The sequence below is a fragment of the Flavobacterium glucosi genome (assembly GCF_048286535.1).
GTDB lineage: Bacteria > Bacteroidota > Bacteroidia > Flavobacteriales > Flavobacteriaceae > Flavobacterium.
In genome coordinates this window covers 411,456-437,049 of record NZ_JBLVPK010000003.1, presented here as the reverse complement: position 1 = coordinate 437,049, position 25,594 = coordinate 411,456, and the positions used below count along the sequence as shown (strand labels likewise).

The window sequence follows — 25,594 nt, the reverse complement described above, 5'->3', positions numbered from 1 at the left end:
TTTCAATTTGGTTTAACCATTAAAAAATAAATAAATGTTTAATAAATTTATTCAAAGACCTGTGTTGTCGATAGTAATATCGCTGATAATAGTCTTTCTGGGAGCCCTGGCCATTACAAATCTGCCGGTGACTCAATTTCCATCTATTTCTCCTCCAAAGGTAAATGTGACAGCAGATTATCCCGGTTCCAATGGAGAACTTATGATTAAATCGGTAATTATTCCCTTAGAAAGAGCCCTAAATGGTGTTCCTGGAATGAAATACATGACCTCCGATGCCGGTAATGACGGTGAAGCCAGTATACAAGTAATATTTAATCTTGGAACGGATCCTAATCAGGCTGCGATAAACGTCCAAAACCGTGTGGCCTCAGTAATTAACAAGTTACCGCCACTTGTGGTAAGAGAGGGGGTGAAAATTACCAGAGAAGAATCCAGCATGCTTATGTATGTAAATCTTTTTAGTAAGGACCCAAAAACAGACCAAAAATTCTTATACAATTTTGCGGATATTAATATTCTGTCAGAGTTAAAAAGGGTAAATGGGGTTGGATATGCTGATATTCTCGGTACACGTGAGTACGCGATGAGAATCTGGCTAAAACCGGATCGCATGTTAGCCTATAAAATATCTGCCGATGAAGTTATGGAAGCTTTGGCTAGTCAAAGTTTAGAAGCATCGCCAGGTAAAACAGGTGAAAGTTCAGGTAAACGGTCGCAGTCTTTTGAATATGTGTTGAAATATTCCGGACGATTTACCACAAAAGAGCAGTATGGTAATGTAGTTTTAAGAGCTAGTGCAGTTGGTGAAATTTTACGCCTAAAAGATATTGCCACTATTGAGTTAGGAAGCTCGATGTATGATATTTATTCAAATTTAAATGGGAAGCCTTCTGCAGCAATTGTATTAAAACAATCCTACGGTAGTAATGCAAGTCAGGTTATCAAGGATGTAAAGGCAAAATTAGCAGAAATCAAGAAAAGTTCTTTCCCTAAAGGGATGGACTACGAAATCAGTTATGACGTTTCTAAATTTCTGGATGCCTCTATCGAAAAAGTAATTCACACTTTGGTAGAAGCCTTTATTTTGGTTGGTTTGGTCGTGTTTCTTTTCTTGGGAGACTGGAGATCAACTATCATACCGGCAATTGCAGTTCCAGTATCGCTGATAGGGACATTTATGTTTATGCAGTTCTTTGGGATTACACTAAACCTAATTACGCTATTCGCATTGGTATTGGCCATCGGTGTTGTGGTTGATGATGCCATTGTCGTCATTGAAGCCGTACACGCCAAGATGGAAGAAGAACACCTTTCGCCTTTAAAGGCAACTAAAAAAGCCATGCATGAAATTGCCGGGGCTATTATTGCGATTACCTTTTTGATGGCGGCTGTGTTTGTTCCGGTTGCTTTTATGTCCGGTCCAGTAGGGATTTTCTACCGTCAGTTCTCGATCACTATGGCAACGGCGATTATTTTGTCTGGTGTTGTGGCATTAACGCTTACTCCAGCTTTGTGTGCCATGATGTTAAAAAATAATCACGGAAAGCCAAAAAAGAAAACACCTATAAATAGGGTATTGGATGGTTTTAATAATAAGTTCGGTATTATTTCAGAGAAGTACCAAAACGTATTGGGACGTATCATCAGCAGAAGGTCAATCACTTTTATTGCGCTTCTGGTATTTTGTGCTGGAACGTGGCTAATCAGTAGTACTGTGCCTTCTGGATTTATTCCTAATGAAGATCAGGGGATGTTTTATGCAATTATCCAAACGCCACCCGGTTCCTCTTTAGAAAGAACAAATAATATTGCTGAAAGACTACAGAAAATTGCAGAAGAGGTTGATGGTGTCCAATCAGTTTCGGCTCTGGCGGGTTATGAAATCCTTACAGAAGGTACTGGTGCTAACGCTGGGACTTGCTTGATAAATCTTAAAGACTGGAGCGAAAGAAAACATTCTGTACAAGAGGTTATGCAAGAGCTTGAGGAGAAGTCTAAAGACATTCCGGGTGCTAATATCGAATTTTTTCAGCCGCCTGCAGTGCCAGGATATGGAGCTGCTGGTGGGTTTGAACTACGTTTACTGGATAAAGCGGGTTCAGGGGATTATAAAAAAATGGAAAGGGTTAATAATGATTTTGTAAAAGAACTGAACAAACGCCCGGAATTAGCATCGGTATTTAGTTTTTATAGTGCTAGTTTTCCACAGTTTATGTTGAAAGTCGACAATGATTTGGCTCAGCAAAAGGGTGTTTCAATTGATAATGCCATGAATACGCTGTCTACTCTTGTGGGCAGTAATTATGAAATTAGCTTTATTAAATATGGATTTAATTACAAGGTTATTGTTCAGGCTGCACCACAATACAGGGCTTTGCCGGAAGATATATTAAAACTCTATGTAAAAAATGATCGGGATGAAATGGTGCCTTTTTCTGCTTTTATGAAGATGGAAAAAGTTTATGGACTTTCGGAAATTACAAGGCATAATATGTATAATTCTGCTGAAATTAGTGGCTCTGCAGCCGCTGGATACAGCAGTGGTTCAGCCATTAAAGCTATTCAGGAAGTAGCTGAGAAAAAACTGCCTCGAGGCTTTGGCATTGATTGGGCGGGTATTTCTGCTGATGAGGTGGCACAAGGAAATCAAGCAATCTATATCTTCCTAATTTGTTTGGGATTTGTGTATCTGGTGTTAGCAGCACAATACGAAAGTTTTATTTTGCCATTGGCAGTAGTGCTTTCGCTACCTGCGGGTATATTTGGCGCATTCCTTTTGCTGAAAATTACAGGATTGGAAAATAATATATATGCTCAGGTTGCCATGGTGATGCTTATTGGGTTGTTAGGTAAAAATGCAGTTCTGATTGTGGAATTTGCCATACAGCGGCATGCAGCCGGAAAATCGGTACTGGAGGCAGCTATGGAAGGTTCTAAAGCCAGATTTCGTCCTATATTAATGACTTCATTTGCCTTTATTGCGGGTTTAATCCCGTTAGTTTTTGCATCGGGTCCAGGCAAAATAGGAAACAGAACCATTGGTACAGCCGCTGCAGGAGGGATGTTTATCGGAACCATTTGTGGCGTATTTGTTATTCCAGGGTTGTATTATATATTTGGTAGAATCTCAGAAAAATATAAGTTGGTAAAAAACGAAAAAGAAAATCCATTAACCGAAGAAATTGATCATAATGTATAAATGTAAACTATATCGATACCTCGTTGTGGCAGGTATTTGTTTGACACTGGTAAATTGTAAGGCTCCTGCAATTGCGACTTCTCAAGCCAATGGGAATGTTCCGGAATCTTTCGGAAGTACTCGGGATACCACTAATATGGCAACCATTCAGTGGGAGAATTTTTTCAAGGACAAGTATCTGATAAATTTGATCGATACTGCTTTAAAGAATAATCAGCAATTGAGGATCACTTTGCAGGAAATTGAAATTGCAAGGAATGATATTCGAATCAAAAAAGGAGCGCTGTTGCCAGCTGTTGGTATTCGGTCTGGTACAGGTGTTGAAAAGGTAGGAAGGTATACCAGCCAAGGAGCTGGAGACGCTTCTACAGAAATTGCTCCGGGTATCGAAGTACCAGATCCGTTGAAGGATTATACTGTGGCCGCCTACGCACACTGGGAGGTAGACATCTGGAAGAAACTGCGCAATTCCAAGAAAGCTGCCGTAAACAGGTATTTGTCTACCGTGGAAGGGAAAAATTTTGTGATAACGAACCTGATATCAGAGGTTGCTGATTCGTATTACGAATTGCGAGCACTGGATAGCCAGTTGGGAATTGTAAAACAGAATATCAATTTGCAAAACAATGCTTTGGAAATTGTTAGAATTCAGAAACAAGCCGCCAGAACCACTGAATTGGCCGTTCAAAAATTCAAGGCCGAAGTGTTGACTTCGAAAAGTATGGAGTTTGAAATCCTTCAGAAGATAAACGAAACGGAGAACAGGATCAACTTTTTGCTGGGGCGTTATCCACAAGAAATAACCAGAGATAAAAGTGATTTTTTAAGTGTAAAGTCTTCGGGAATTAATTCAGGAGTTCCATCGCAATTATTAGCGAATCGTCCGGATATTAAACAAGCGGAATTAGAATTGGTTGCTGCAAAACTGGATGTCAAAGTGGCTCGGGCAGAATTTTATCCTTCACTTGATATTTCGGTAGCATTAGGATTACAGGCGTTTAAACCTTCTTATTTTTTTAAGTTTCCAGAGTCAATACTTTATTCACTGGCGGGAGATATAGCAGGGCCGTTGATCAACCGGAATGCGATTAAAGCCGAGTTTAATAACGCCAATTCGCGCCAACTTCAGGCGATGTATAATTATCAGCGCACACTTTTAAATGCATATCTGGAAGTGTCTAATCAGCTTTCCAGAATTAACAATCTAGAGAAAAGTTACGACCTGAAATCGCAACAAGTTGATGCTCTGAATCAATCGATTGATATCGCAGGTGATTTGTTTAAATCGGCCAGAGCTGATTATTTTGAGGTGCTGATGACCCAACGCGATGCACTGGAATCTAAACTTGAACTTATAGAAACCAAAAAAGAGCAGCTTAATGCTGTAGTCCATGTTTACAGGGATTTAGGAGGTGGTTGGAAATAAAAAAATACCGTAGCAGAAAAGCCAGTCCGTTTTGACTGGCTTTTTTGTTTGGTGTATCGTCCTAAAATTGGATATTCAATTTCCAATGAAAAGTGCTGGTCAATTTGATTATTTTTTCTCGGTTGTAAAATCTAATCCTTTAGATTATTGGTAACGTTTAACAGTAAATAAAGAAGTTATTCCATTATAAAACGAGGGTTTGTATTATACAAATGTTAACTCTTTGTTATCTGAAAAATATTTGTTGATGGTGCTCTTTGTATTTAATTTCCAGCCATTTTTCATCAAGTATTTTTATCATTATCATGATATTAAATACTTTTTTTAAATCAGAAACAGACCGAATTAGTCCTAAGGAAGGTTTCTTTATTAGTCAGGTAAATATTTATAATGTATGAATAGGTTCTTTTAATCAGTTGCTTGCTGATTTTTTTTAGTTTAATTCAATTTTTAGTAGCGTTGAATTAGTGTTCGAAAATTCTATTTTAATCCAATCCATCTAAAAAAAATAGCGGTTAAAATGCCTTTTTAAACACTTAATTTCTATCCAGTTTAGCAATGATTTAATGTTTTCTCTTTTTTTCTTTTTGTACCAAAATATACTTTTTGTTTTTGAAAAATTTACTTTTTGTTATTTCCTAATTAACATAAATTTAGCGAATAACGACTCTATTTGTCCATTATAAACAAATTGATAAAATATGAAAAAAATTAGATTTTTGATGCTATTCTTTTTAACCGTTTTCTCTGTTGCTGCTTGGGCTCAAACAGAAGTAACAGGAGTAGTATTAGATGATGCCAATTTTCCGTTACCGGGAGTTAATGTATTAGTGAAGGGAAGTAAAAAAGGGATAGTAACCGATTTTGATGGTCGTTTTAGTATTAAAGCATCAGTTGGAGATGTTGTTGAGTTTTCTTATATAGGCTTAGAAACACAAGAAGTAACCCTTAAAAACTATAATAAATTAGATATAAAGTTACAATCTAGCGCTATGCAACTGGAAGATTTGGTAGTAGTGGGATATGGTTCAAAACGAAAAAAAGATGTTACAGGTGCAGTCACTTCAGTTAAAAATGACGCGTTTAATCGAGGTATAGTTACCTCACCGGAACAATTGATACAAGGTAAGGTTTCTGGGGTTAATATCACATCTGCAAGTGGAGAACCAGGAAGCAACCAAGCCATAAGCATACGTGGTCAAGGTGGAGTTCGTACTGGAAGTACACCTTTATTTGTTATTGATGGTTTTGCTCTTGACAATTCAAGTACAGGCGGAGCAACAAATCCGCTTAGTTTTATTAATGCTGACGATATAGAATCTATCGATGTGTTGAAAGATGCTTCTGCTACGGCTATTTATGGATCAAGGGGAGCTAATGGAGTTATCTTGATTACTACAAAAAGAGGTAAAAAAGGACAATCTAAAGTATCCTATTCCACTAGTCTTGGGACATCTAGTATGGCTAAAGAAATCCCTGTTTATAGTGCAGATGCTTTTAGAGCAAAAGTGGTTGAAATAGGCGGACAACTAATTGATTTGGGTGGATCTACCAATTGGCAGAAAGAAATAACTCGAACAGCATTCTCTCAAAACCATAACTTAAATTTAAGCGGTGGTGCTGACAATCTAACCTATTTTGCTTCTATTGGTCATCAAGATCAACAAGGTATTCTAAAAAATAGTGAACTGAAAAAACTTTCCGGTAGAATTAATCTAACCCAAAAAATGTTTAACAACAGGCTTAAGATTGATTTAAACTTAAATGCCACCAATACAAAAAGTGAGAGACCTGCGATAGAAAGCCTTATAGGTACAGCATTAAGCTTGAATCCAACATATCCTGCGTATGATGAAAATGGTGCTCCATCCATATTTGCAGATGTTTTTAATCCGTTGATCCGTCTTAATCTGTATGAAGATTTGACTAATACAAACCGAATTATTGCTAATATTTCTCCTTCATTTGAAATTATCAAAGGATTGGACTATAAGTTAAATTTAGGTGTTGACAACTCTAATTCTGACCGAGACATACAAAATCGACCAAGCACTTTACCGCAACAGGACGGAAGATTAGACTCGTATTATATCAGTAATAAAAATAATCTGATTGAAAACTATATCACCTACAACTTTGATTTAGCAGAGAATAATTTTTCTCTTTTGGCTGGTCATTCGTATCAAAAGACATTTGTACAATACAGACATTGGAGTATTGATAAATTTAAAGATAATGGTATTGACCCAAAATACAATCCTGGTTTGGGACAAGAATTGGATTTAATAGATAATTTACCATCAGGATCTGCCGTTAAAAATGAACTACAATCCTTTTTTGGAAGAGTAGGGTACAGTCTTAAAGATCGCTATTTATTGACGGCTACTTTCCGTAGGGATGGTTCGTCAAAATTTGGGAGCAACAATAAATACGGAAACTTTCCTTCATTTGCCGCTGGTTGGAGAATTTCAGAAGAAGAATTTATGAAATCATCACCGTTTAGCAACCTAAAACTTAGGGCAGGATGGGGACGAACAGGCAATCAGGAAATACCATCCAAAATAACACAGGCATCCTCCACAACATCAGTCACAGGAAGCACGAGTTATCCTCTTAATCCAGTAGGAACTTTTCCTGGGGGCACCACTTATGCTCGTTTTGCTAATCCAGATATTCAGTGGGAAGTATCTTCACAAACCAATGTTGGTTTAGATTTTGGATTGTTTGATGGCGCTTTATCGGGAACGGTAGATTATTTTAAAAAGGTTTCAGATAATATTTTATTAGAAGTAGTACCGTCAGACCCAATTCAAGCCGCTTCAACGTATTGGACAAATGTAAAGGATATGACCATCACAAATAAAGGTTTAGAATTAGCGCTTGCTTATGAATACAAAAACGAAAATGGAGTTTCATTTAGTTTAGGCGGCAATGTCTCTTTCATAGATAACAAAATCGAAAATTCTCCTTTTACAGTTTTGACAACAGGAAGTGCGTCAGGCTCCGGTCTTTCATCAGCTACTATTAATGGATACGTGAACGGACAACCCATTGGTACCTTCTACATGAAAGAATTTATTGGTATCAATGATCAAGGAATGAGCATGTTTAGAGATGTAAACGGTGATGGTTTAGATACCGATGCTGATAGAGTAGTAGCCGGTAGCGCATTACCAGACAAATTATACAGTTTTTATGGTAACATCGCATACAAAGGATTTGATTTGAATTTTAATTTCAATGGTGTATCAGGAAATAAAATCTATGATAATACTGCCAATTCTAGTTTTTACAAAGCCCGCTTAGCAAAATCGTTGAATACAACTGCAGCAGCAGCTCAATACCCATCGGAATCGATAACAAATCCGGCTTCGATTTCAACACGATACTTAAAAAATGGTGCTTTTGTTCGCTTGAACAACCTTTCATTAGGGTACAATTTAAATCCTAAAACGATTGGTATCCAAGATTGGGTTAGTTCGATGAGGTTTTCTGTAACAGGACAAAATTTATTTGTCATTACAGGTTATGATGGTTACGACCCAGAGGTTAATACAGATAGATCAGTAGATGGTGTCACTTCTTATGGAATCGATTATTTAAGTTATCCAAAAGCAAGAACATTCCTATTCGGATTCAATGTTTCATTTTAATAAAATACAATTCACATGAAAAATAAATTTTTAATAGTACTTACAGTATTAACTACTTTTTTGCAATTTGGGTGTTCTGATCTTGAGGAAGAGGTATTAGACGAATCCTTGACTGGAGGAGCAACAATGGATGCAGTTGCAGATGGAAGTATTTCGCCGGCTTACGCAGTTTTGCCCAATCTGTTTTTGCATACCAGTTACTTTACACTTCAGGAAATATCAACAGATGAAGCTATTTTGCCGTATAGAGGCGGAACAGATTGGGGTGATAACGGAATCTTTATTGATATGCACCGCCATACTTATTCTAGCGCTCATATTCGTATAAAAGATACTTGGGGTTCCATTACTCAAGGGATTTCACGATCCGTAACTGCAATAAATGCACTGGCTCCCTTGGCAGAAACAAATCCAATAGCTAAAATTTATTTAGCAGAAGCCCGAGGATTAAGAGCCTATTATTCGATGTTGAGTTTGGACTTATTCGGGTTGATTTTTGTGAAAGAAAATCCGACTGAAGTTTCCGCTATTGTACGTGGCAATGATGCGGTAGAGTATATCGCAAAGGAACTTTTAGCAATTGAGAATGAAGTGACTACAACGGCAGGTCCAGGTCGTATTACCAAAGGTGCCGTATGGGGGCTTCTGGCTCGTTTGCACTTGAATGCTGCAGTTTACCGTCAGCCTTATGCGACTAATTTTGATTTTAAATCAGAGGATATGAATAAAGTTATTTCGTATACCGATAAAATTATTACATCTGGTCAATACAACCTTTCTTCGGAATATTTTGAAATCTTTGATGATGAAAATCATACTAATAAAGAATTAATTTTTGCTGTTGATCAACGTGCTGAATTAAATGGACACAATCGTTTGGCTTATTTCTCCTTGTCTGGTGATATGTTCCCTAATCCTACATTTCCGAGAGCAAATGGAACTGACGGACCCGCAATTACCTCTGATTTTTATCAAACATGGGTTTCTGCCTATGGAGCTAAAGATCCTGCAACTGCCGATCCTCGTTTTTTTAAAGAAAATCTTAGAATACCTTCAGATTCCTGTATCGTTGCAAAAGATTTTGAAGTGAATCGAGGCATATTGAGAGGACAACAATATGGATTAATAACTACTGCAAACGGACAACCATTTGCGCGTTGTGCGGATGGTGTAGGCTATAAAATAAGTAAACTTCGAAATATAACAAGATCGGATAAAACCAAGTTGGTAAACCATACGCAGTTTGTAGATTTTACAGCTGCAGGAAGTGGATACAGCAGCGGGTATAGAGTATTGAAATATGAGTTCAGTAAAAAATCGGATACCGGAAGAAACAAAGGAGATGCTGATATTGTTATCATGCGTTTGGCCGATATTTACATGATGCGTGCTGAGGCAAAATTGCGTAAATCAAATGATATGGGTGGTGCACTTGCAGATGTGAATGTGGTAAGAGCTTCAAGAACTGCTAGAATTGCAGCGCCAGCATTAACAGCTATGACACTTGATCTTTTGTACAGAGAACGTGGATTTGAATTTTATTGGGAAACGCTGAGACGTACTGATATGATTCGTTTTGGAAAATATGAAGGAACTTGGACAGAAAAAACGGATGGCAATGTTCAGAAACGTCTTTTTCCAATCCCGCAATCTGCTATTGACGGAGCTTCAGACAAACCTGGGTATTTGGTTCAAAATGCAGGATATTAATTGGATTAAAAAGGGTGATTTCTAGTGCTTTTTTTGAAGGAAAAAATTTAACTGTACTACTGAATTCACGTCCAAAAATATAATTTTATTAAAGGCCTTTCGGTGAACTGTAATAGTAGCCGAAAGGTCTACATAATTAAATACGTTTATTTCTACTACTCTTTCTTGACAATTTATACTATGACCCAATCTATTAAAATTTCAGTTCTTGCCGTGTTGTTTTCTTTGCAGTTCATTCAGGCACAAGAAGTTCAAACATATAAAATACATTCTCATAATGATTATGAGCAAAAAGTTCCGTTTTGGAGTGCTTACGCCAATGGTTTAAATTCGATTGAAGCAGATATTCTTTTAAAGGATAACCACTTATACGTAAGTCACAACGAGACCGATATCAAAACAGAACGCACTCTGGAAAAGCTTTATTTAGATCCTTTGCAACAAGTAATGGCTCTTAAATTAGGGAATCAGCAACCGATACAATTACTGATTGATATTAAAACCGAGCCTGTTGCTACGCTGAAAAAACTGATAGCTATTTTAAAAACCTATCCTAATGTCATAAACAATAAAATTTTCTCTATTGTGATATCGGGAAACCGACCAGAAGCAAAAACATATACCCAATACCCCAATTACATTCAATTTGATTATCAGAGTTTAGATTCTATTCCTGAAAAGGAACAATGGGAAAAGGTCGCGCTAATCAGTAAAAGTTTCGGCGAATTTTCATCTTGGAATGGAAAAGGACGACTTACTGCCGAAGATTATAAAAAGGTATCCGAAGCGATTAAAAAGGTCCATAGTTATGGAAAACCATTTCGTTTTTGGGGATGTCCAGATTCTAAAACCGCATGGAAAACGTTCAAGGATCTTGGAGTCGATTTTATAAACACCGATATGCCTTACGAGAGTTCCCGCTATCTGAATACATTAGACAGCAGAGTTTTTTACAATACGATTGATTCATCAGTTTACACGCCTACTTATTTATCTGACAAGAAAAACACGCCCATAAAAAATGTTATTCTGCTTATAGGCGATGGGAATGGACTTGCTCAAATTTCTAGTGCTGTTTTGGCTAACGGCGGACAATTGACACTGACGCAATTAAAATCTATTGGGTTTCTAAAAACACAGTCTTCAGATGATTTTACTACCGATTCAGCTGCAGCAGGAACGGCTCTTGCTACTGGTCAAAAAACTTACAATCGAGCCATTGGAGTAGATTCTTTAGGGAAACCTATCGAAAGTATTATGGAAGTTCTTACTAAAAAGGGATTTAGTACGGGTTTGATTACAACGGATCATATTACAGGAGCTACACCCGCTTCGTTTTACGCCCATCAAAAAGAGCGTGATCTGACAGTAGCAATCGCTAATGAACTTACAAACAGTAAAGTTTCTCTTTTTATGGGGGGTGGAAGTAGAGATTTTGCTGCTGATTTTTCTAAAACGGACTTTTCAATTTTAAATTCCATTGCAGATGTTGCCAAAAGTAACAAGAATCAAGTTGGTCTTTTTTTCTCTGAAAATAAGGTTCCCAATGTTTTAAAAGGACGTGGAAACCTATTGGCTGAAGCCACAAAAAACGGACTCGAATTTTTGAATGCCAAGAATAAACCGTTCTTCCTCATGGTTGAAGGCGCTCAAATAGATTCCTATGGTCATGCCAATAATGTACCCGGAATTGTTTCTGAAGGAATTGATTTTGACAGAGCCATAACCGAAGCGATTAAATTTGCAGATAAAACAGGCAACACTTTAGTCATTGTTACTGCAGATCATGAGACTTCGGGGTTTACGCTACCGCAGGGGAATTTAAAAAAGAAAATGATTGAAGGCAATTTTACAACCGATGATCATACTGGAATTATGGTACCAATATTTACTTATGGACCTCAATCGGATATTTTTTCGGGAGTGTATGAAAACAATGAAGTCTTTCATAAAATCAAGCAAGTTTTGAAACTTCAATAGTGCTATTCTTTCTATAGGAAGATTAAATGTATCAGCAGTCAATAAAAAAGAGATTTTCCAGTTGGGAAAATCTCTTTTTTTATGGAAAATATTGTTTTTTATTTCTGAATTGTACCAGATTTCAAATCAATAAAAAAATGATCTGCCGGAGCTCCGTTTAAAAATTTGTTCAGAATGGTTAGAAAAAGTATTGTGTTTTTTTCTGTTGGATTTAAGTTTCTTTCCTTTTGAGAGTCAAGATACGAAGCAATAATAAACTGATATTGTTTTATTCTTTCTTTTCCAATGGCGGCAAGAGCGAGTTCATCGGCACTTCGAATGCGATAAAAGTCGGTGATAAGCTCTAAACCAGACCATTTAAAATCACTTTCTTTGAAATCATTGTTTTTTAATTGTTGCTTTACTTTGTTTTCTGCTTTTTTCCAAGCCTGTTCAAAATTGCTTTTGTGATTTATAATTGTGTCATAATCTGCTTTAGATTCTAAATTAGCGAGTATCAGTAAGTCTTCACCTGAAACATTCAACATAAAATTCTTAAATAATTCAGGCCAATCATCTGGTAAAAAACGCAATCGAACTAATTCTTTCAAATGAAAATCGGTAAAATCAAGATAGTTTTTTGTTTCTAAAATTCCGGTATTCCAAATGTCTGCTGTGTTCTGACTTTTCAAAAAATCATATTCCATTTTATAAAGATCAAACAGTTCATTAAATCGGGGCACTTCATTGATTGGTATCGTTTCAATTTCCATGACCTCATTTTTTTTGATAGTGAGTAGTTTGTAGGCAGGAATGTAGGCTGCCAAAGAAGGGGTTTGAATGTTTACCAGCGTATTTCCTTTTTTTGTTTTTCGAATACCTGTATCGTTGATGTGCATGTGCCCGCCAAAATGGATTTTCAATCCGGCATCAGCAAAAGTTTGGGCGACTTCTTCTTTAGGAACTCGGTCTAATTGCCATTTTCCCTTACCCATTAATTCTTCAATTTCAGGGGAAGCATCATCATTATATTCTACCATTGGAAAGTGGCTGAATGCGATCAGAGTTTTTCCTCTTTTTTTAGCCTCAGCACTTATTTTCTCTATCCATGTTATCAGGTGTTTTTTATGAGAAAGGACCTTGTTATAACCTTGACCGGCATCAGAATACTCTTTGGAGTCCTTTGAGTTTTTAGCAGCCTCTTTTTTTGGAATATAAACATTTCCATCAATGGCCATCAACCAAAGCCCAGAAACGGGTTCTACCACATAACTTACATCGGGTACGGAATATCCCGGTGCTACGGAATACGTTCTGTTAGTCAAAGAAGCGGCTTCTGTTGCTTTTGCAAAATTGTAAGTATCTAATGAATAAGTGCTGAAAGGAGTGGCCCAGAATGTATCGTTTTCTTTGGGATAAAAACCAAAATCTTTCAGTTCCTTGGTAATACCGAGATATCCCATTTTGGCAATATCCGGGGTTACTACTACTGCGTTTTCATTGTTGCTGTTAGGCTCATAGAATCCTTTTTTACTGAAAATAGGTTGGCGTTTTCCTCCAATACCCAAAAAATCATTTTTCCCGGATTCCTGAGCGAAAGGTCCAGCAGGATCGTGATTGCCTGTGGTGATAAAGAATTGGATACCGTGTTTTACAGTATAATCAGTAAGAATTTGCTTCAATCCTCGAATGTGAAGCGGTTGTCCGTCATCACTATAATCACCCGGAAACGCCACGATTTTTATACCTCGTTGTACAATATCATCAAGGGCTGCGAGAAACGCAAAATAGTTTTCATTAAAAATCCGAGTCGAATGTAACTGCGATTCCATTGTTCTTAATAAAGTATGCTTACCGTTTTTAGGATTAATGATTCCTTTGTAGTCGCTGTCGTGTAAAGTCCCATATAAATCCTGAAAATGGACATCTGCCAGAAAAGCGATTTTTAATTCCTCAGGAGGAGCCTGTCCTTTTGAAACTGTAGTAAAAAGGCATAGAAAAAAGAAGAAATAGATGATTATTCGACTCATTGAAGATTTTAAATTAGGTGTATTTAATGTTTTCAAACGGTACAAGGATAGAAAAAAAAGAATAGAATTCATTTAAGAGAATGTTATGTGTTTATTTTATGGTACTATTTTTTTCTAGACTTTAGATTTAAAAATTTTTATAGAATAGTTTTAATTTAGAATTACGGAGTGTTACTATCACAATTCTTTTATAATAGTCTTTTTAAAGTGAAACATTGCGCTGCCAAAATAACTCAAGGTATTGACTGTCGAACACCTTTTTTTTAAGTAAATAATCATTTGTTATTTAATACATATCGTGAGAATGTACATGGTGAAATAGGCTCCGATGTCTATTCGAAAATCCTAGTAAATACTGTTACAAGTATTTTACAAAAAATAGTATTTGAAGGAGCTTTAATCGGACAATTAGAAACCATTAATTCAGGATCTTAGACAAGATTAATGCAAATTATCGATACGGAATTGGATGAGAACAAAAATAGTCTATACTAATTGAGGCGCCACTTTTTAGAAAGTACAATTGTCTGTATCGCTCAGTAGTTTCATACTATGTATAAAAATATTAAAAAGTTTTTAATGCAATGGTAAAAGTACTTCCTAAGCCCAATTCACTTTGCACACCGATGGCTCCGTTTTGCGCTTCAATAAATTCTTTGCTTATTGCTAAACCTAGTCCTGTTCCAGATTTATGGCTCCCAGGAACTTGAAAATATTTATCGAAAACTTTATTTTTATAACGGTTATCAATTCCTTTTCCAGTATCAATTACTTGAAATAGAATGTGATTATTTTCGTTTTTAAGTTTTACAGTGATGGTGCTATTTTCAGAGGAATAAGTAATGGCATTAGTTAAAAAATTAATCAAAACCCAAGCTGTTTTTTCACTGTCCGCTTTTATATCTGGTAAATTTTGCTCAGCGTCAACTATTAGTTCAATTTGTTTTTGTCCAGCTTGAACTTTTATCGCTTCAATGGCATAATTCACAATCTCGTACGGATTGCTTTTTTCCATATTCAGCTGAATATTTCCGGTTTCCAGCTGCGACAGTTCCAATAATTCTCCAGTAATTTTAAGCAATCGCTGGCTGTCTTCCTTGATCCCAGCAATAAGCTGTTTTTGGTCGGTATTGATTGTTCCCGTTTCAGGCTTTTCAAGCAGTTGCAAACTCATTTTAATCGAAGCAATAGGAGTCTTCAACTCATGCGAAACAGTCGCAATAAAATTGGTTTTGGCAAAATCTAATTCTTTAAAAAGGGTAATATTTCTCAAAATAAGAACATCTCCAATATCTATTGTTTGGTATTCTCCTGTTGGTTGTATAGTAATATTCACAGTTTCTTTTTCGAAATAACTTTCTTTTCCATCGGCAAAAATTTTTATAGGATGCGTTTTACTACTTTCCAGTTCGTTGAAGATTAACGATTTCATCAAATCATTTGTCAAAGCTAAAGAAGAAGCTAGTTTGCCAATCACATCTTCTGATTTCAATCCCATAATTTTCAAGGCTTCATCATTCGCAAATAATACAAGACCATCATTATCCAATCCAATAATCGGGTCATGCATATTATTAATCAGCGTTTCCAATCGTTTCTTTTCAAAAGATAGTTTATGTAGGTTGCTATTGCTGTATTCCTCAAGTTTTTGTGCCATCGTATTGAAGGATTTGGCCAAATCGCCATACTCATTATGATTCATAAAATGTACGCGTTGCGAATAGTTTTTATTGGCAATTTCTTTAATACTTGCCGTAAGCTCCTTTATTGGATTGGCAATATTATTGGGTAAATTCACTAATAAATTAAACGCAATCAGAAAACAAAGTGTCCCTGTAACGGCTATCCACAAATTAGCGGTTTCAGCAGTATGTTTAGCAATATCACTTTTCTCTTTTATCGCAATCATATTCAATTTCATGATTTCGAAAATGTCCTGACGTATTTGACTTTTTATGTTTTCATTAGTTCTGTACTTTTTTAAAAAATCAAAACTTTTTTGCAAATTATACGTCACTTTATCTTCGCCAATCTCCGTAATATTGGCAATTTGATTCGTAAGATTCGTTTCAAAAATAACAATTGCCTTTCCTTCATCGACATTAATTTCATCTAATGAAAGAAGCATGTTCCGAGAATATTCCAAGGTATTATAATTTGCTTTGAGAATATTTTCGGTATCTTTTTTTATCGAAAAAATATAAAACGAAGCTACTATTGACAAAATAATTATCATTAGAAAAAGTAAGCCGACACCCAGATTTAATTTAGTTTTAATTTTCATATTGTCACTGCGAGAAATGAAGTAATCCCATCCTCTTTTATTTAATTAGTTTTTTATTTAGCACTATTATTTGCAATTATAAATTTGTGGCTACATTCTTTTATGACAAAATCACTAAATCAACTTTTGATGACGAAAGACTATTCAACAAGCGTCTGAAAATTGTTGTAGATAAAATTACTTTAAATAAATTGAAGTGTGGTTTTCCTATACAAACCGTTGTAATGTTTTTTTGCTCCACAATTTTCAGCATTGCATTTGTAATATTAGGATTTTGGACTTTAATCACTTCTGCTCCAAGTTGTGTCGCTAATTTGAAATTATTTATCAAATGACGTTGCTTGTCCAATGCAATTTTATCGCTGCTTTCTTTTGGCGTTTCCACATACAAAACATACCATTTACTATTGTAATAACTGGCCAAACGAGCTGTTTTTCTGATTACAATTTTTGCTGTTTTATCATTACTGCTGATGCAAGCCAGCAGTTTTTCATGTCTAAAAGCACTATTGTTTGGAACTTCATTCTCTACTTTTCGAAGCACTTGACTCGCAACTTCTTTCAAAGCCAGTTCCCGCAATTGTAATATTTGATCCGATTTAAAAAAATTACTTAAGGCAGTGGGAATTTTATCCGAAGTATAAATCTTCCCTTCTTTTAAACGGGCAATCAATTCATCTGAAGTCAAATCAATATTGACCACTTCATCTGCTAATTTCAAGACATTGTCCGGAATGCGTTCCTGAACGTCAATATTTGTAATGTTCTTTACGTCAGCATTTAAACTTTCTAAGTGCTGAATATTTACTGCCGAAATCACATTGATTCCCGCTTCCAAAATCTCCAAAACATCCTCCCAGCGTTTCTCGTTTTTACTTCCTTCTATGTTCGTATGCGCCAATTCATCTACAATAACGACTTCAGGACGCAAATTGATAATGGCTTGCAAATCCATCTCTTCCAATAGTTTTCCTCTATAAAAAAGGGTCCTTCTTGGAATTACAGGCAAACCTTCTAATAATTCGTGTGTTTCTTTACGATTGTGCGTTTCTACATAGCCTATTTTTAAATCGATCCCATTTTTCAACAGCGTATGCGCTTCCTGTAGCATGCGAAAAGTTTTGCCCACACCGGCACTCATCCCAATGTAGACTTTAAACTTTCCTTTACGTGATTTTTGGATTAAATCCAGAAAGTGCTTAACGTTATTTTCTTTTTCTTGTTCCATTGGCATTGCGAGATACGAAGCAATCTTCTAGTATTTATACCATTAAGAAATTAAGATGTATTAAGCTTACTGCAACTTCGTTTCTCAATGGTGAAAAATAATCAATTTTTAAATCCTAAAACGAAATCGCTAATGAAGTCGTTAAAAATAAATTTTCATTGCTAGGCAAATTATCTTTCAAAAATACCGCATCCTTACTATTCAAATTTCTGGCTTCTACTCTAAACATTACATTTCCAGAAACCAAATAATCAAAATTAGCCGAAAAACCATAAGTTTTAAATCCGTTTGGTGTTCCCGTTGCTATAATAACTCCTTTTTCATCACCATAATATTCAGCTCGGGCCGCTAGTTGGATTTTAGCTAGAGGCTTGTATTGTGCGATTATTACCGGCGAATACCAAACATCGTAATCACTGCTTCCGTTCAATGTCTGTTGTGCTCCAATATCAAAACCAGCTGTTATACTTGTTTTTTCAGACACTTTAAATTGGCCGTAAAAATTACTGAAATAACGCCATTTTCTGTCATAGTCAGGTTGCTCATTTCCAACATAGGTACTCCAGTTCAACGTTGTTTTTGAATTCGGTTTGTAGGTCACTTGTGTCCCAAAAGCTGGCGTCTGATTTCCTTCAATTTTCTGGATGCGTTGCCATCCGTTCAAATACATGGCAGCTAAATACCATTTTTCGCTTTTTGACGTATACCCAATTTTTACTCCTGCTTCGTAATACGGAGAATTATCCGCTAAAATGCTTCTGGTCAAAGTAGCGCAGTCTTTACCTATCGCGCTTTCAAAACCAATATGTGAGGGCATCACTCCTGCATCTACCCACAGATTGTGAGTTGCTGAGATTTTCACTCCCACATTGGCTTCATATACATTTTTCAATAAGCCCTGTTCTGCGGCCAAATTATATTCGGGATACGTACCAGCCATCAAGGCAAAATTCCCACGAACATTGTCTTTCGAATAATTCACTTTTGCCAATCCTAAATTCAAATTAACCTCATTGTGTTTGTTATGACTGTAAAAAAATCCGGGTCTGATGTGATTGTCAGGTTCGCCAAAATCATAACTGTAATATGTTTCTATATAACCCGAAAACGTGAAAGGACTTGGTGTTTTTTCAGTTTCTTGTGCATTAACTGTTGTAAGTCCGAAAGCTATTAAAGCGGTACCTATTATTTTTTTCATTTTTTTGTCATTGCGAGGAACGAAGTAATCTCATTCTCATTATTTATTTTTTGAAGCTAATCCCGCTATCATTCCAAATCTTTTGTTTTTTAAGGAAAAAACAAAAGGATTTTCCCTTCTATCGGGGCTAAAAAATTTGTTTTATACTTTATTCTTTTATTTCAATTCATCCAAAGCCACATTCAGCTCTAAAACATTTACCGTTGCTATTCCCATTACTGTTGGTGTATTGATTTTGCTTTCTACCAAAGCTTTAACTTTTTCTTCTGATAATTTTCTTTCCGCCGCTACTCGTTTTACTTGAATCAACGCTCCTTGCGGTGAAATATTCGGGTCTAAACCACTTCCGGAAGCTGTAACCATATCCGAGGGTATCTCTGATTTTTTGAGATAAGGATGCACGATTAAAAAGGTGTCGATTCTTTTTTGAATTAAAGCTAAATAATCCGGATTACTCGATCCTTTATTGCTTCCCCCACTTCCCGCTGCGTTATAATCAACCGCTGAAGGTCTACCCCAAAAGTAGTTGGATTTATCGAATTCTTGTCCGATTTTTTGATAACCCACCACTTTTCCGTTTACGGTAACCGTTTCTCCTTTTCCGTTGTTTGGAGCTAATTGTGCTATTCCAAAAATCGCCATTGGGTAAATGACCGCTAACAAAACCACCATAAAGAGTGTAAATTTAAGTATTGAAAATATATTTTTCATTTGTTTATTTTTTTAAACCTAACCCCTTTTTAAAATGGGTTAAGTCTGATTTTACATGAATAACGCCACAGCCAAATCGATTAACTTGATTCCGATAAATGGAATAATTAATCCTCCAAGTCCATAAATCAATAAATTTCTTTTTAGAATGGCACTCGCACCGATTGGTTTATAATCAACTCCTTTTAAGGCCAGCGGGATTAATATCGGAATGATAATCGCATTGAAAATTACCGCCGATAAAATGGCACTTTCCGGACTGTGCAAACGCATAATGTTCAACCCTTCAAGTGCAGGAATTGCCGTGATGAAAAGTGCAGGAACAATGGCAAAATATTTGGCTACATCATTCGCAATTGAGAACGTAGTAAGCGTTCCTCTGGTCATCAATAATTGTTTCCCTATTTCTATGATTTCAATTAACTTGGTGGGATCATTGTCTAAATCGACCATATTTCCAGCTTCTTTTGCGGCTTGTGTTCCACTATTCATGGCGACGCCTACATCGGCTTGCGCCAAAGCGGGAGCATCATTTGTTCCGTCACCCATCATCGCTACGAGTTTACCGTTTTGTTGCTCATTTTTGATATAGTTCATTTTATCTTCCGGTTTGGCTTCGGCGATAAAATCATCTACACCAGCAGCTTCAGCAATGAATTTTGCTGTCAAAGGATTATCTCCGGTAACCATTACCGTCTTTACACCCATTTTTCGCAAACGGTCAAAACGTTCTTTCATGCCTGTTTTGATGATGTCCTGCAATTCTACAACCCCTTGAACTTGGTTGTTTTTCACCACTACTAAAGGCGTTCCTCCATTAGAGGATATTTCGATAACCTGTTGTGCTGTATCCTCCGGAAATACATTTCCGGCTTGTTTTGCAATATTTTTTACGGCATCCTGAGCTCCTTTTCTTATATCAGTTCCGTCTCTTAAAACAACACCGCTCGTTCTGGTTTCGGCAGTAAATTTAATTAAAGTAGCTCCTTCGATAGATAATTTATTCGCCACTTCAATTCCTGCCAGTTCTACAATACTTTTACCTTCCGGTGTATCATCGGCTAGCGAACTTAAAACAGCTGCCTTGATAAAATCGGCTTCAGGAACTCCATTTGAAGGATAAAAACGAGTTGCTTTTCGGTTTCCAATCGTGATTGTTCCTGTTTTATCCAAAAGCAATACATCAATATCTCCGGCAGTTTCCACCGCTTTTCCTGATTTAGTAATAACGTTGGCACGCAAAGCCCTGTCCATTCCTGCAATTCCAATGGCGGAAAGCAAACCACCAATGGTTGTTGGAATCAAACAGACAAAAAGGGAAATAAAAGCCGCAATGGTAATCGGCGCATGGGCATAATCCGCAAAAGGCTTTAAGGTCACGCAAACAATCACGAATATTAAGGTAAATGCTGCTAACAAAATGGTTAATGCAATTTCATTTGGCGTTTTTTGACGGCTGGCACCTTCCACCAAAGCAATCATTTTGTCCAAAAAACTTTCGCCTGGTTCATTAGTCACGATAACTTTAATTTTATCAGACAATACTTTCGTTCCACCGGTTACAGACGATTTATCACCTCCTGATTCCCGAATGACAGGCGCACTTTCTCCAGTGATGGCACTTTCATCGATAGTGGCTAACCCTTCAATAATTTCGCCATCTGTGGCTATTAAATCGCCGGTTTCACAGATGAAAACATCGCCTTTCTTCAATTCAGAAGAACTGATATTTTTGATTTCACCAGTGGCTAAAACCTGTCTCGCCGGTGTTTCTTCACGTGTTTTCCTTAAACTGTCCGCTTGTGCTTTCCCTCTTGCTTCGGCAATAGCCTCGGCAAAATTGGCAAACAATAACGTTGCTAACAAAATTAAGAAGACAATGAAATTATAAATAAAACTGCCTTGATTTTGTGCGCCAAATAATATGGCAATACACACTGCAAGCATAATGGCAGTTCCTATTTCTACGGTAAACATTACCGGATTTTTGAACATTATTTTCGGGTTAAGCTTTACAAAAGATTGCACCAAGGCATCTTTTACCTGCTTTTCTTCGAATAATGACTTGGATTTGTTTTTAGTCATTTTTTTAGTCTTTTTTCAAAATTAATTTAGTTTTCAATATTCTTTAAACCATTAAGGAATTAAGCCTTAGTTAACTTAACTAACCTTAATATCTTAATGGTTTTATATTAAATTCATCTTAGTTTGTGGTTTAAATCATTGAATCTATTTTAATGTAAAGTACTCCGCTAAAGGTCCAAGTGCTAATGCCGGGAAGAAAGATAGCGCTGCAATAATGGCGATTACGGCAAAAACCATTATTCCAAAAATGGTTGTATCTGTTTTTAAAGTTCCTGCACTTTCCGGAATGTATTTTTTATTCGCTAATAATCCTGCAATAGCCAAAGGACCAATAATCGGAAGGAAACGACTCCATAACAACACAATTCCGGTAGTGATGTTCCAAAACGGATTGTTATCTCCCAAGCCTTCAAAACCAGAACCATTATTGGCTGCGCTTGAGGTATATTCATAAAGCATTTCCGAAAAACCATGATGACTAGGATTGTTGAGCCAGCCTGTCGCGTTACCGCTAAACCAATAGCCCATTGCTGTATCATTCGCAGCAAAATAAGAAGCCAAAGCCGTTCCTGATAATATCAATAAAGGGTGAAGAATAGCAATGAAAGCAGCAATTTTGACTTCGCGAGCTTCAATTTTTTTTCCTAAAAATTCCGGTGTTCGTCCCACCATTAATCCGGATATGAAAACTGCCAGAATGATGAAAATATAGAAGTTCAAAAATCCTACTCCACAACCGCCATAAAATGCATTGACCATCATAGCCAGCAATTGCATGGAACCAGAAACCGGCATAGAACTATCGTGCATACTGTTGACTGATCCTGTGGAAATTACCGTTGTTGCAATACTCCAAAATCCAGAAATAGCAGGCCCAAAACGGACTTCCTTGCCTTCCATGGCTCCGGTTACTTGTGAAATCCCCATTTTTTCGATGGCAGGATTTCCGTTTATTTCGCTGATAACGGTTGGTACCACTAAAAGCAAAAAACCAACGGTCATTACTCCAAAAACGACATACGAAAATTTTCTTTTCTTTAAATAAAATCCGAGTGCAAAAATCATTGCAAACGGCATGATTAATTGTGCCCACAATTCAACCGCATTGGTGAAATACGTTGGATTTTCTAATGGATGCGCCGAGTTGGCTCCAAAAAATCCTCCGCCGTTAGTTCCTATATGTTTAATACCGATAAATGCTGCGGCTGGTCCACGAGAAACTTCTACTGAATCTCCTCGTAAATTAGTAATCGTATCTTTTCCTTCAAAAGTCATTGGTGTTCCGCTAAATAACAAAGCGATTGCTACAATAGCAGAAAGCGGCAATAAAATACGGGTACAGCTTTTGATAAAATAATTATAAAAATTACCTAATTTATCAGTAGTCCTTTCTTTCATTGCATTGAAAACCATCGCTGCGGCTGCCATTCCTACACCTGCAGATACAAACTGCAAAAACATTAAAAACAGTTGCGACAAATAAGAAACGCCGCTCTCGCCTGAGTAATGCTGTAAATTGCAATTTACAACAAACGAAATGGCTGTATTGAAAGCCAAATCGGGCGACATATTTGGATTATTATCAGGATTTAAAAATAAAGATCCTTGAAATAATAAAATGAAAAAGCAAACGAAAAACCAAACCATATTGACACTCAATAGTGCTTTTAAATGCTGTTTCCAGTTCATTTCTTCAATTGCATTAATGCCGCTGATTTTGAAAATAAATTTTTCAATTGGATTGAAAATCGGGTCAAGCAGTGTTCTATCGCCGGAATATATTTTGGCAATATATCGTCCAAAAGGAATAGCCAAAACGATCGAGACGATAAAAATACTAATGACACCAAATAATTCTGTGTTCATAAAAAATAGGTTAATTGAGTTAAAATTTTTCCGGTTTGATTAATACATAAACTAAATAGCCGAAAACGGCAAGTGCGATAATAAATAGTGCTGTCATAATTTAGATTTTTTCAAAAAATTCGACGGCTTTAAAACAAATCGCAAATAACAAAATGGCTAGTGCGATTAAAAGAATAGTAACTATCATGGATTAAAAATTAAGATTAAACTCCTGAGGCATTTATTTGTTTGAGATATTCTGCCTTCAACGATTTTGGAAATAAATTGGAGATGTTACAGTGCCGCAGTTCCATAAAAGAGGAAACGGAAAAAAGATACACATTCGAAATAGCAATTCTTGTTTCGTTGCTTCCCGTTATCAATAACTGTTCAGCAAGTGCCAAGCATTTTTTTGCTCTGGAAATATTCCCCGTAATAATGGCAGTCTTGGTTATTTCGGCAAAGCGTTCTGCTTGTTTGTAAATTGTAGTGACTTGATTTTTCATAAGTATGTTTTTTTTTGTTCTTCATCGCTTATGCCAAAATGCATTCCAAAAAGTCATCATAAACATCAAAGCTTTAATTGACAAAGCTTTGATGTTTTTATGCCAAAAAAAGCCATAAAAAAAGCCTATCATAATGATAGGCTTTTCTCAAAATAATATGATTTTAATGAATGTTGTATTCGTCTAATTTCCGATAAAGTGTTGCAATTCCTATTTCAAGCAGGCGCGCTGTTTCGGCTTTGTTTCCTTTTGTATAATTTAATACTTTTTGAATGTGCAGTTTCTCGACACTTCCCATGGAAAAAGCGGATACTATTTTATTGACTTTGTCAGTTTGCTGTTGTATTTCATACGGGAGCAACTCTTGTGTTAATAGTTCACCGTTCACCAAAATAACGGAACGTTCAATCACATTTTTAAGTTCCCGGACATTTCCTGGCCAGTGATAGGTTTCTAGTTTATGGAGAAATTCAGTATCAATACTCACTGTTTTTTTATTGGTTTTAGCCGAAAATTGAGAGACAAAACTATGAGCCAATGGCGCAATATCTTTTATTCTTTCTCTTAAAGGTGGAATTTTGATTTCGAAAATATTTAGCCTGAAATATAGATCCGAACGAAAACGGTGTTCTTCGCTTTCGGTTTTTAAATCGCGATTAGTTGCTGCTATCAGCCGGAAATTAGACTTTCTTGGGGTAGTATCACCAATTGGAATATACTCGTTGGTTTCTAAAACCCGTAATAATTTGGCTTGTAATTCTATAGGCATTTCACCGATTTCATCCAGAAATAAGGTACCGCCATTGGCTTCTTCAAGAAATCCTTTTTTATCTTTTAGTGCACCTGTAAAGGCACCTTGTTTGTGTCCGAATAATTCGCTTTCCAGAATTTCCTTGCTGAAAGTGCTACAATTCAACGCCACAAAGGATTTTCCAACCCGATTGCTGTTTTCATGAATGGCTTGCGCAAAAACTTCCTTTCCAGTTCCAGTCTCACCCGTTAAAAGTACGGTGGAATCTGTTTTGGATACTCTTTTAGCCAAATCAATAACTTGTTCCAGTACTTTTGACTTACCAATGATGCTATCAAAGGAATATTTATCAGAAATTCTCTTCTCGAGTTGTTTGACTTTCTTTTGCAACATCACTTTTTCTAAAGCTTTGTACAATAATGGAATAATTTTATCATTATCATCGCCTTTCACGATATAATCGAAAGCGCCGTTTTTCATTGCCTGAACACCATCGGAAATTTTGCCGTAGGCGGTCAGTAAAATCACTTCGGTTAAAGGAAACCGTGCTTTAATTTTTTGAACAAAATCAACGCCATTGCCATCAGGAAGTTTTACGTCACATAATACTACGTCAATATCATTGTGTTCCAATTTTTTGAAACCTGTTTTTAAATTCGGTGCTTCGAAAACTTCGAACCCCTCGGATCTTACTATTCTAGACAGGAGAAGACGTAATTTTTCTTCGTCATCAATGATAAGTATGTTTTTCAAAATGGCTTTTGTGTCAAATATTAGATTACAAATTTAAATATTTTATCATTAAAATCGGATACAATCTACCTTTGATCTGAAGAATAGATCTTATGTTATTTTTTATTCGACTCTCTTCTTCAATAAATCGGTCTTCATACTAAATTAGTATATCCAATATTTAAACTACTAGTTAAACAAGGTCTTGTTTGAAATTCGGATGCCTAAAAATCACTTTTTCCCGGGTAACCGAATAAGCCCCCTTCCGATTATG

15 protein-coding genes are annotated in these 25,594 nt (G+C 36.3%); 5 read left to right on the top strand and 10 right to left on the bottom strand.

Features of this window, described 5'->3' with window-relative positions; all coding sequences use genetic code 11:
* Positions 1-34 precede the first annotated feature (34 nt).
* From ACNQGD_RS07650 to ACNQGD_RS07630, 5 genes are all read left to right on the top strand, one after another.
* On the top strand, positions 35-3,202 hold the full coding sequence (locus ACNQGD_RS07650) for an efflux RND transporter permease subunit (protein ID WP_417998878.1): 3,168 nt from the start codon (positions 35-37) through the stop codon (positions 3,200-3,202).
* The gene (locus ACNQGD_RS07645) at positions 3,195-4,628 is read left to right on the top strand and encodes a TolC family protein (RefSeq protein WP_417998877.1); all 1,434 of its coding nucleotides are present in this window, start codon (positions 3,195-3,197) and stop codon (positions 4,626-4,628) included. Before ACNQGD_RS07650 ends, ACNQGD_RS07645 begins: the two co-directional genes overlap by 8 nt.
* Before the next feature lie 701 nt (positions 4,629-5,329).
* Positions 5,330-8,281 (top strand): SusC/RagA family TonB-linked outer membrane protein, encoded by a 2,952-nt coding sequence (locus tag ACNQGD_RS07640; protein ID WP_417998876.1) that lies wholly within the window; start codon positions 5,330-5,332, stop codon positions 8,279-8,281.
* 15 nt (positions 8,282-8,296) lie between these two features.
* A complete protein-coding gene (locus ACNQGD_RS07635) occupies positions 8,297-9,991 on the top strand; it encodes a RagB/SusD family nutrient uptake outer membrane protein (protein ID WP_417998875.1) in 1,695 nt (564 codons plus the stop codon).
* Between the two features lie 180 nt (positions 9,992-10,171).
* On the top strand, positions 10,172-11,971 hold the full coding sequence (locus ACNQGD_RS07630; protein ID WP_417998874.1) for an alkaline phosphatase: 1,800 nt from the start codon (positions 10,172-10,174) through the stop codon (positions 11,969-11,971).
* Between the two features lie 98 nt (positions 11,972-12,069).
* On the opposite strand, the gene ACNQGD_RS07625 is transcribed toward ACNQGD_RS07630, so the two are convergent.
* The 10 genes from ACNQGD_RS07625 to ACNQGD_RS07580 form a co-directional block, all read right to left on the bottom strand.
* Positions 12,070-13,980 (bottom strand): metallophosphoesterase, encoded by a 1,911-nt coding sequence (locus tag ACNQGD_RS07625; RefSeq protein WP_417998873.1) that lies wholly within the window; start codon positions 13,978-13,980, stop codon positions 12,070-12,072.
* 565 nt (positions 13,981-14,545) lie between these two features.
* Positions 14,546-16,264, bottom strand: a complete 1,719-nt coding sequence (locus ACNQGD_RS07620; RefSeq protein ID WP_417998872.1) for a sensor histidine kinase — start codon at positions 16,262-16,264, stop codon at positions 14,546-14,548.
* 100 nt (positions 16,265-16,364) lie between these two features.
* Positions 16,365-17,492: a sensor protein KdpD gene (locus ACNQGD_RS07615; RefSeq protein WP_417998871.1), complete on the bottom strand. Its 1,128-nt coding sequence runs from the start codon at positions 17,490-17,492 to the stop codon at positions 16,365-16,367.
* A 115-nt stretch (positions 17,493-17,607) separates the two neighbouring features.
* A complete protein-coding gene (locus tag ACNQGD_RS07610) occupies positions 17,608-18,690 on the bottom strand; it encodes a porin (RefSeq protein WP_417998870.1) in 1,083 nt (360 codons plus the stop codon).
* Between the two features lie 156 nt (positions 18,691-18,846).
* A complete protein-coding gene (locus ACNQGD_RS07605; protein ID WP_417998869.1) occupies positions 18,847-19,401 on the bottom strand; it encodes a K(+)-transporting ATPase subunit C in 555 nt (184 codons plus the stop codon).
* A 51-nt stretch (positions 19,402-19,452) separates the two neighbouring features.
* The gene (kdpB, locus tag ACNQGD_RS07600) at positions 19,453-21,486 is read right to left on the bottom strand and encodes a potassium-transporting ATPase subunit KdpB (RefSeq protein ID WP_417996910.1); all 2,034 of its coding nucleotides are present in this window, start codon (positions 21,484-21,486) and stop codon (positions 19,453-19,455) included.
* 144 nt (positions 21,487-21,630) lie between these two features.
* Positions 21,631-23,352: a potassium-transporting ATPase subunit KdpA gene (gene kdpA / locus ACNQGD_RS07595; RefSeq protein ID WP_417998868.1), complete on the bottom strand. Its 1,722-nt coding sequence runs from the start codon at positions 23,350-23,352 to the stop codon at positions 21,631-21,633.
* A 19-nt stretch (positions 23,353-23,371) separates the two neighbouring features.
* Positions 23,372-23,449, bottom strand: a complete 78-nt coding sequence (gene kdpF, locus ACNQGD_RS07590; RefSeq protein ID WP_016362011.1) for a K(+)-transporting ATPase subunit F — start codon at positions 23,447-23,449, stop codon at positions 23,372-23,374.
* Between the two features lie 106 nt (positions 23,450-23,555).
* Positions 23,556-23,837: a DUF7674 family protein gene (locus tag ACNQGD_RS07585; protein ID WP_417993617.1), complete on the bottom strand. Its 282-nt coding sequence runs from the start codon at positions 23,835-23,837 to the stop codon at positions 23,556-23,558.
* A gap of 163 nt (positions 23,838-24,000) precedes the next feature.
* A complete protein-coding gene (locus ACNQGD_RS07580) occupies positions 24,001-25,344 on the bottom strand; it encodes a sigma-54-dependent transcriptional regulator (protein WP_417996918.1) in 1,344 nt (447 codons plus the stop codon).
* Positions 25,345-25,594 lie beyond the last annotated feature (250 nt).

What these genes read in the sequence shown, in the direction of transcription:
- ACNQGD_RS07645 (WP_417998877.1), top strand. Translation starts at nt 3,195, where the DNA reads ATGTATAAATGTAAACTATATCGATACCTCGTTGTGGCAGGTATTTGT.
- ACNQGD_RS07625 (WP_417998873.1), bottom strand. Translation starts at nt 13,980, where the DNA reads ATGAGTCGAATAATCATCTATTTCTTCTTTTTTCTATGCCTTTTTACT.
- ACNQGD_RS07610 (WP_417998870.1), bottom strand. Translation starts at nt 18,690, where the DNA reads ATGAAAAAAATAATAGGTACCGCTTTAATAGCTTTCGGACTTACAACA.
- ACNQGD_RS07630 (WP_417998874.1), top strand. Translation starts at nt 10,172, where the DNA reads ATGACCCAATCTATTAAAATTTCAGTTCTTGCCGTGTTGTTTTCTTTG.
- ACNQGD_RS07605 (WP_417998869.1), bottom strand. Translation starts at nt 19,401, where the DNA reads ATGAAAAATATATTTTCAATACTTAAATTTACACTCTTTATGGTGGTT.
- ACNQGD_RS07650 (WP_417998878.1), top strand. Translation starts at nt 35, where the DNA reads ATGTTTAATAAATTTATTCAAAGACCTGTGTTGTCGATAGTAATATCG.
- kdpF (WP_016362011.1), bottom strand. Translation starts at nt 23,449, where the DNA reads ATGACAGCACTATTTATTATCGCACTTGCCGTTTTCGGCTATTTAGTT.
- kdpB (WP_417996910.1), bottom strand. Translation starts at nt 21,486, where the DNA reads ATGACTAAAAACAAATCCAAGTCATTATTCGAAGAAAAGCAGGTAAAA.
- ACNQGD_RS07615 (WP_417998871.1), bottom strand. Translation starts at nt 17,492, where the DNA reads ATGGAACAAGAAAAAGAAAATAACGTTAAGCACTTTCTGGATTTAATC.
- kdpA (WP_417998868.1), bottom strand. Translation starts at nt 23,352, where the DNA reads ATGAACACAGAATTATTTGGTGTCATTAGTATTTTTATCGTCTCGATC.
- ACNQGD_RS07620 (WP_417998872.1), bottom strand. Translation starts at nt 16,264, where the DNA reads ATGAAAATTAAAACTAAATTAAATCTGGGTGTCGGCTTACTTTTTCTA.
- ACNQGD_RS07585 (WP_417993617.1), bottom strand. Translation starts at nt 23,837, where the DNA reads ATGAAAAATCAAGTCACTACAATTTACAAACAAGCAGAACGCTTTGCC.
- ACNQGD_RS07635 (WP_417998875.1), top strand. Translation starts at nt 8,297, where the DNA reads ATGAAAAATAAATTTTTAATAGTACTTACAGTATTAACTACTTTTTTG.
- ACNQGD_RS07640 (WP_417998876.1), top strand. Translation starts at nt 5,330, where the DNA reads ATGAAAAAAATTAGATTTTTGATGCTATTCTTTTTAACCGTTTTCTCT.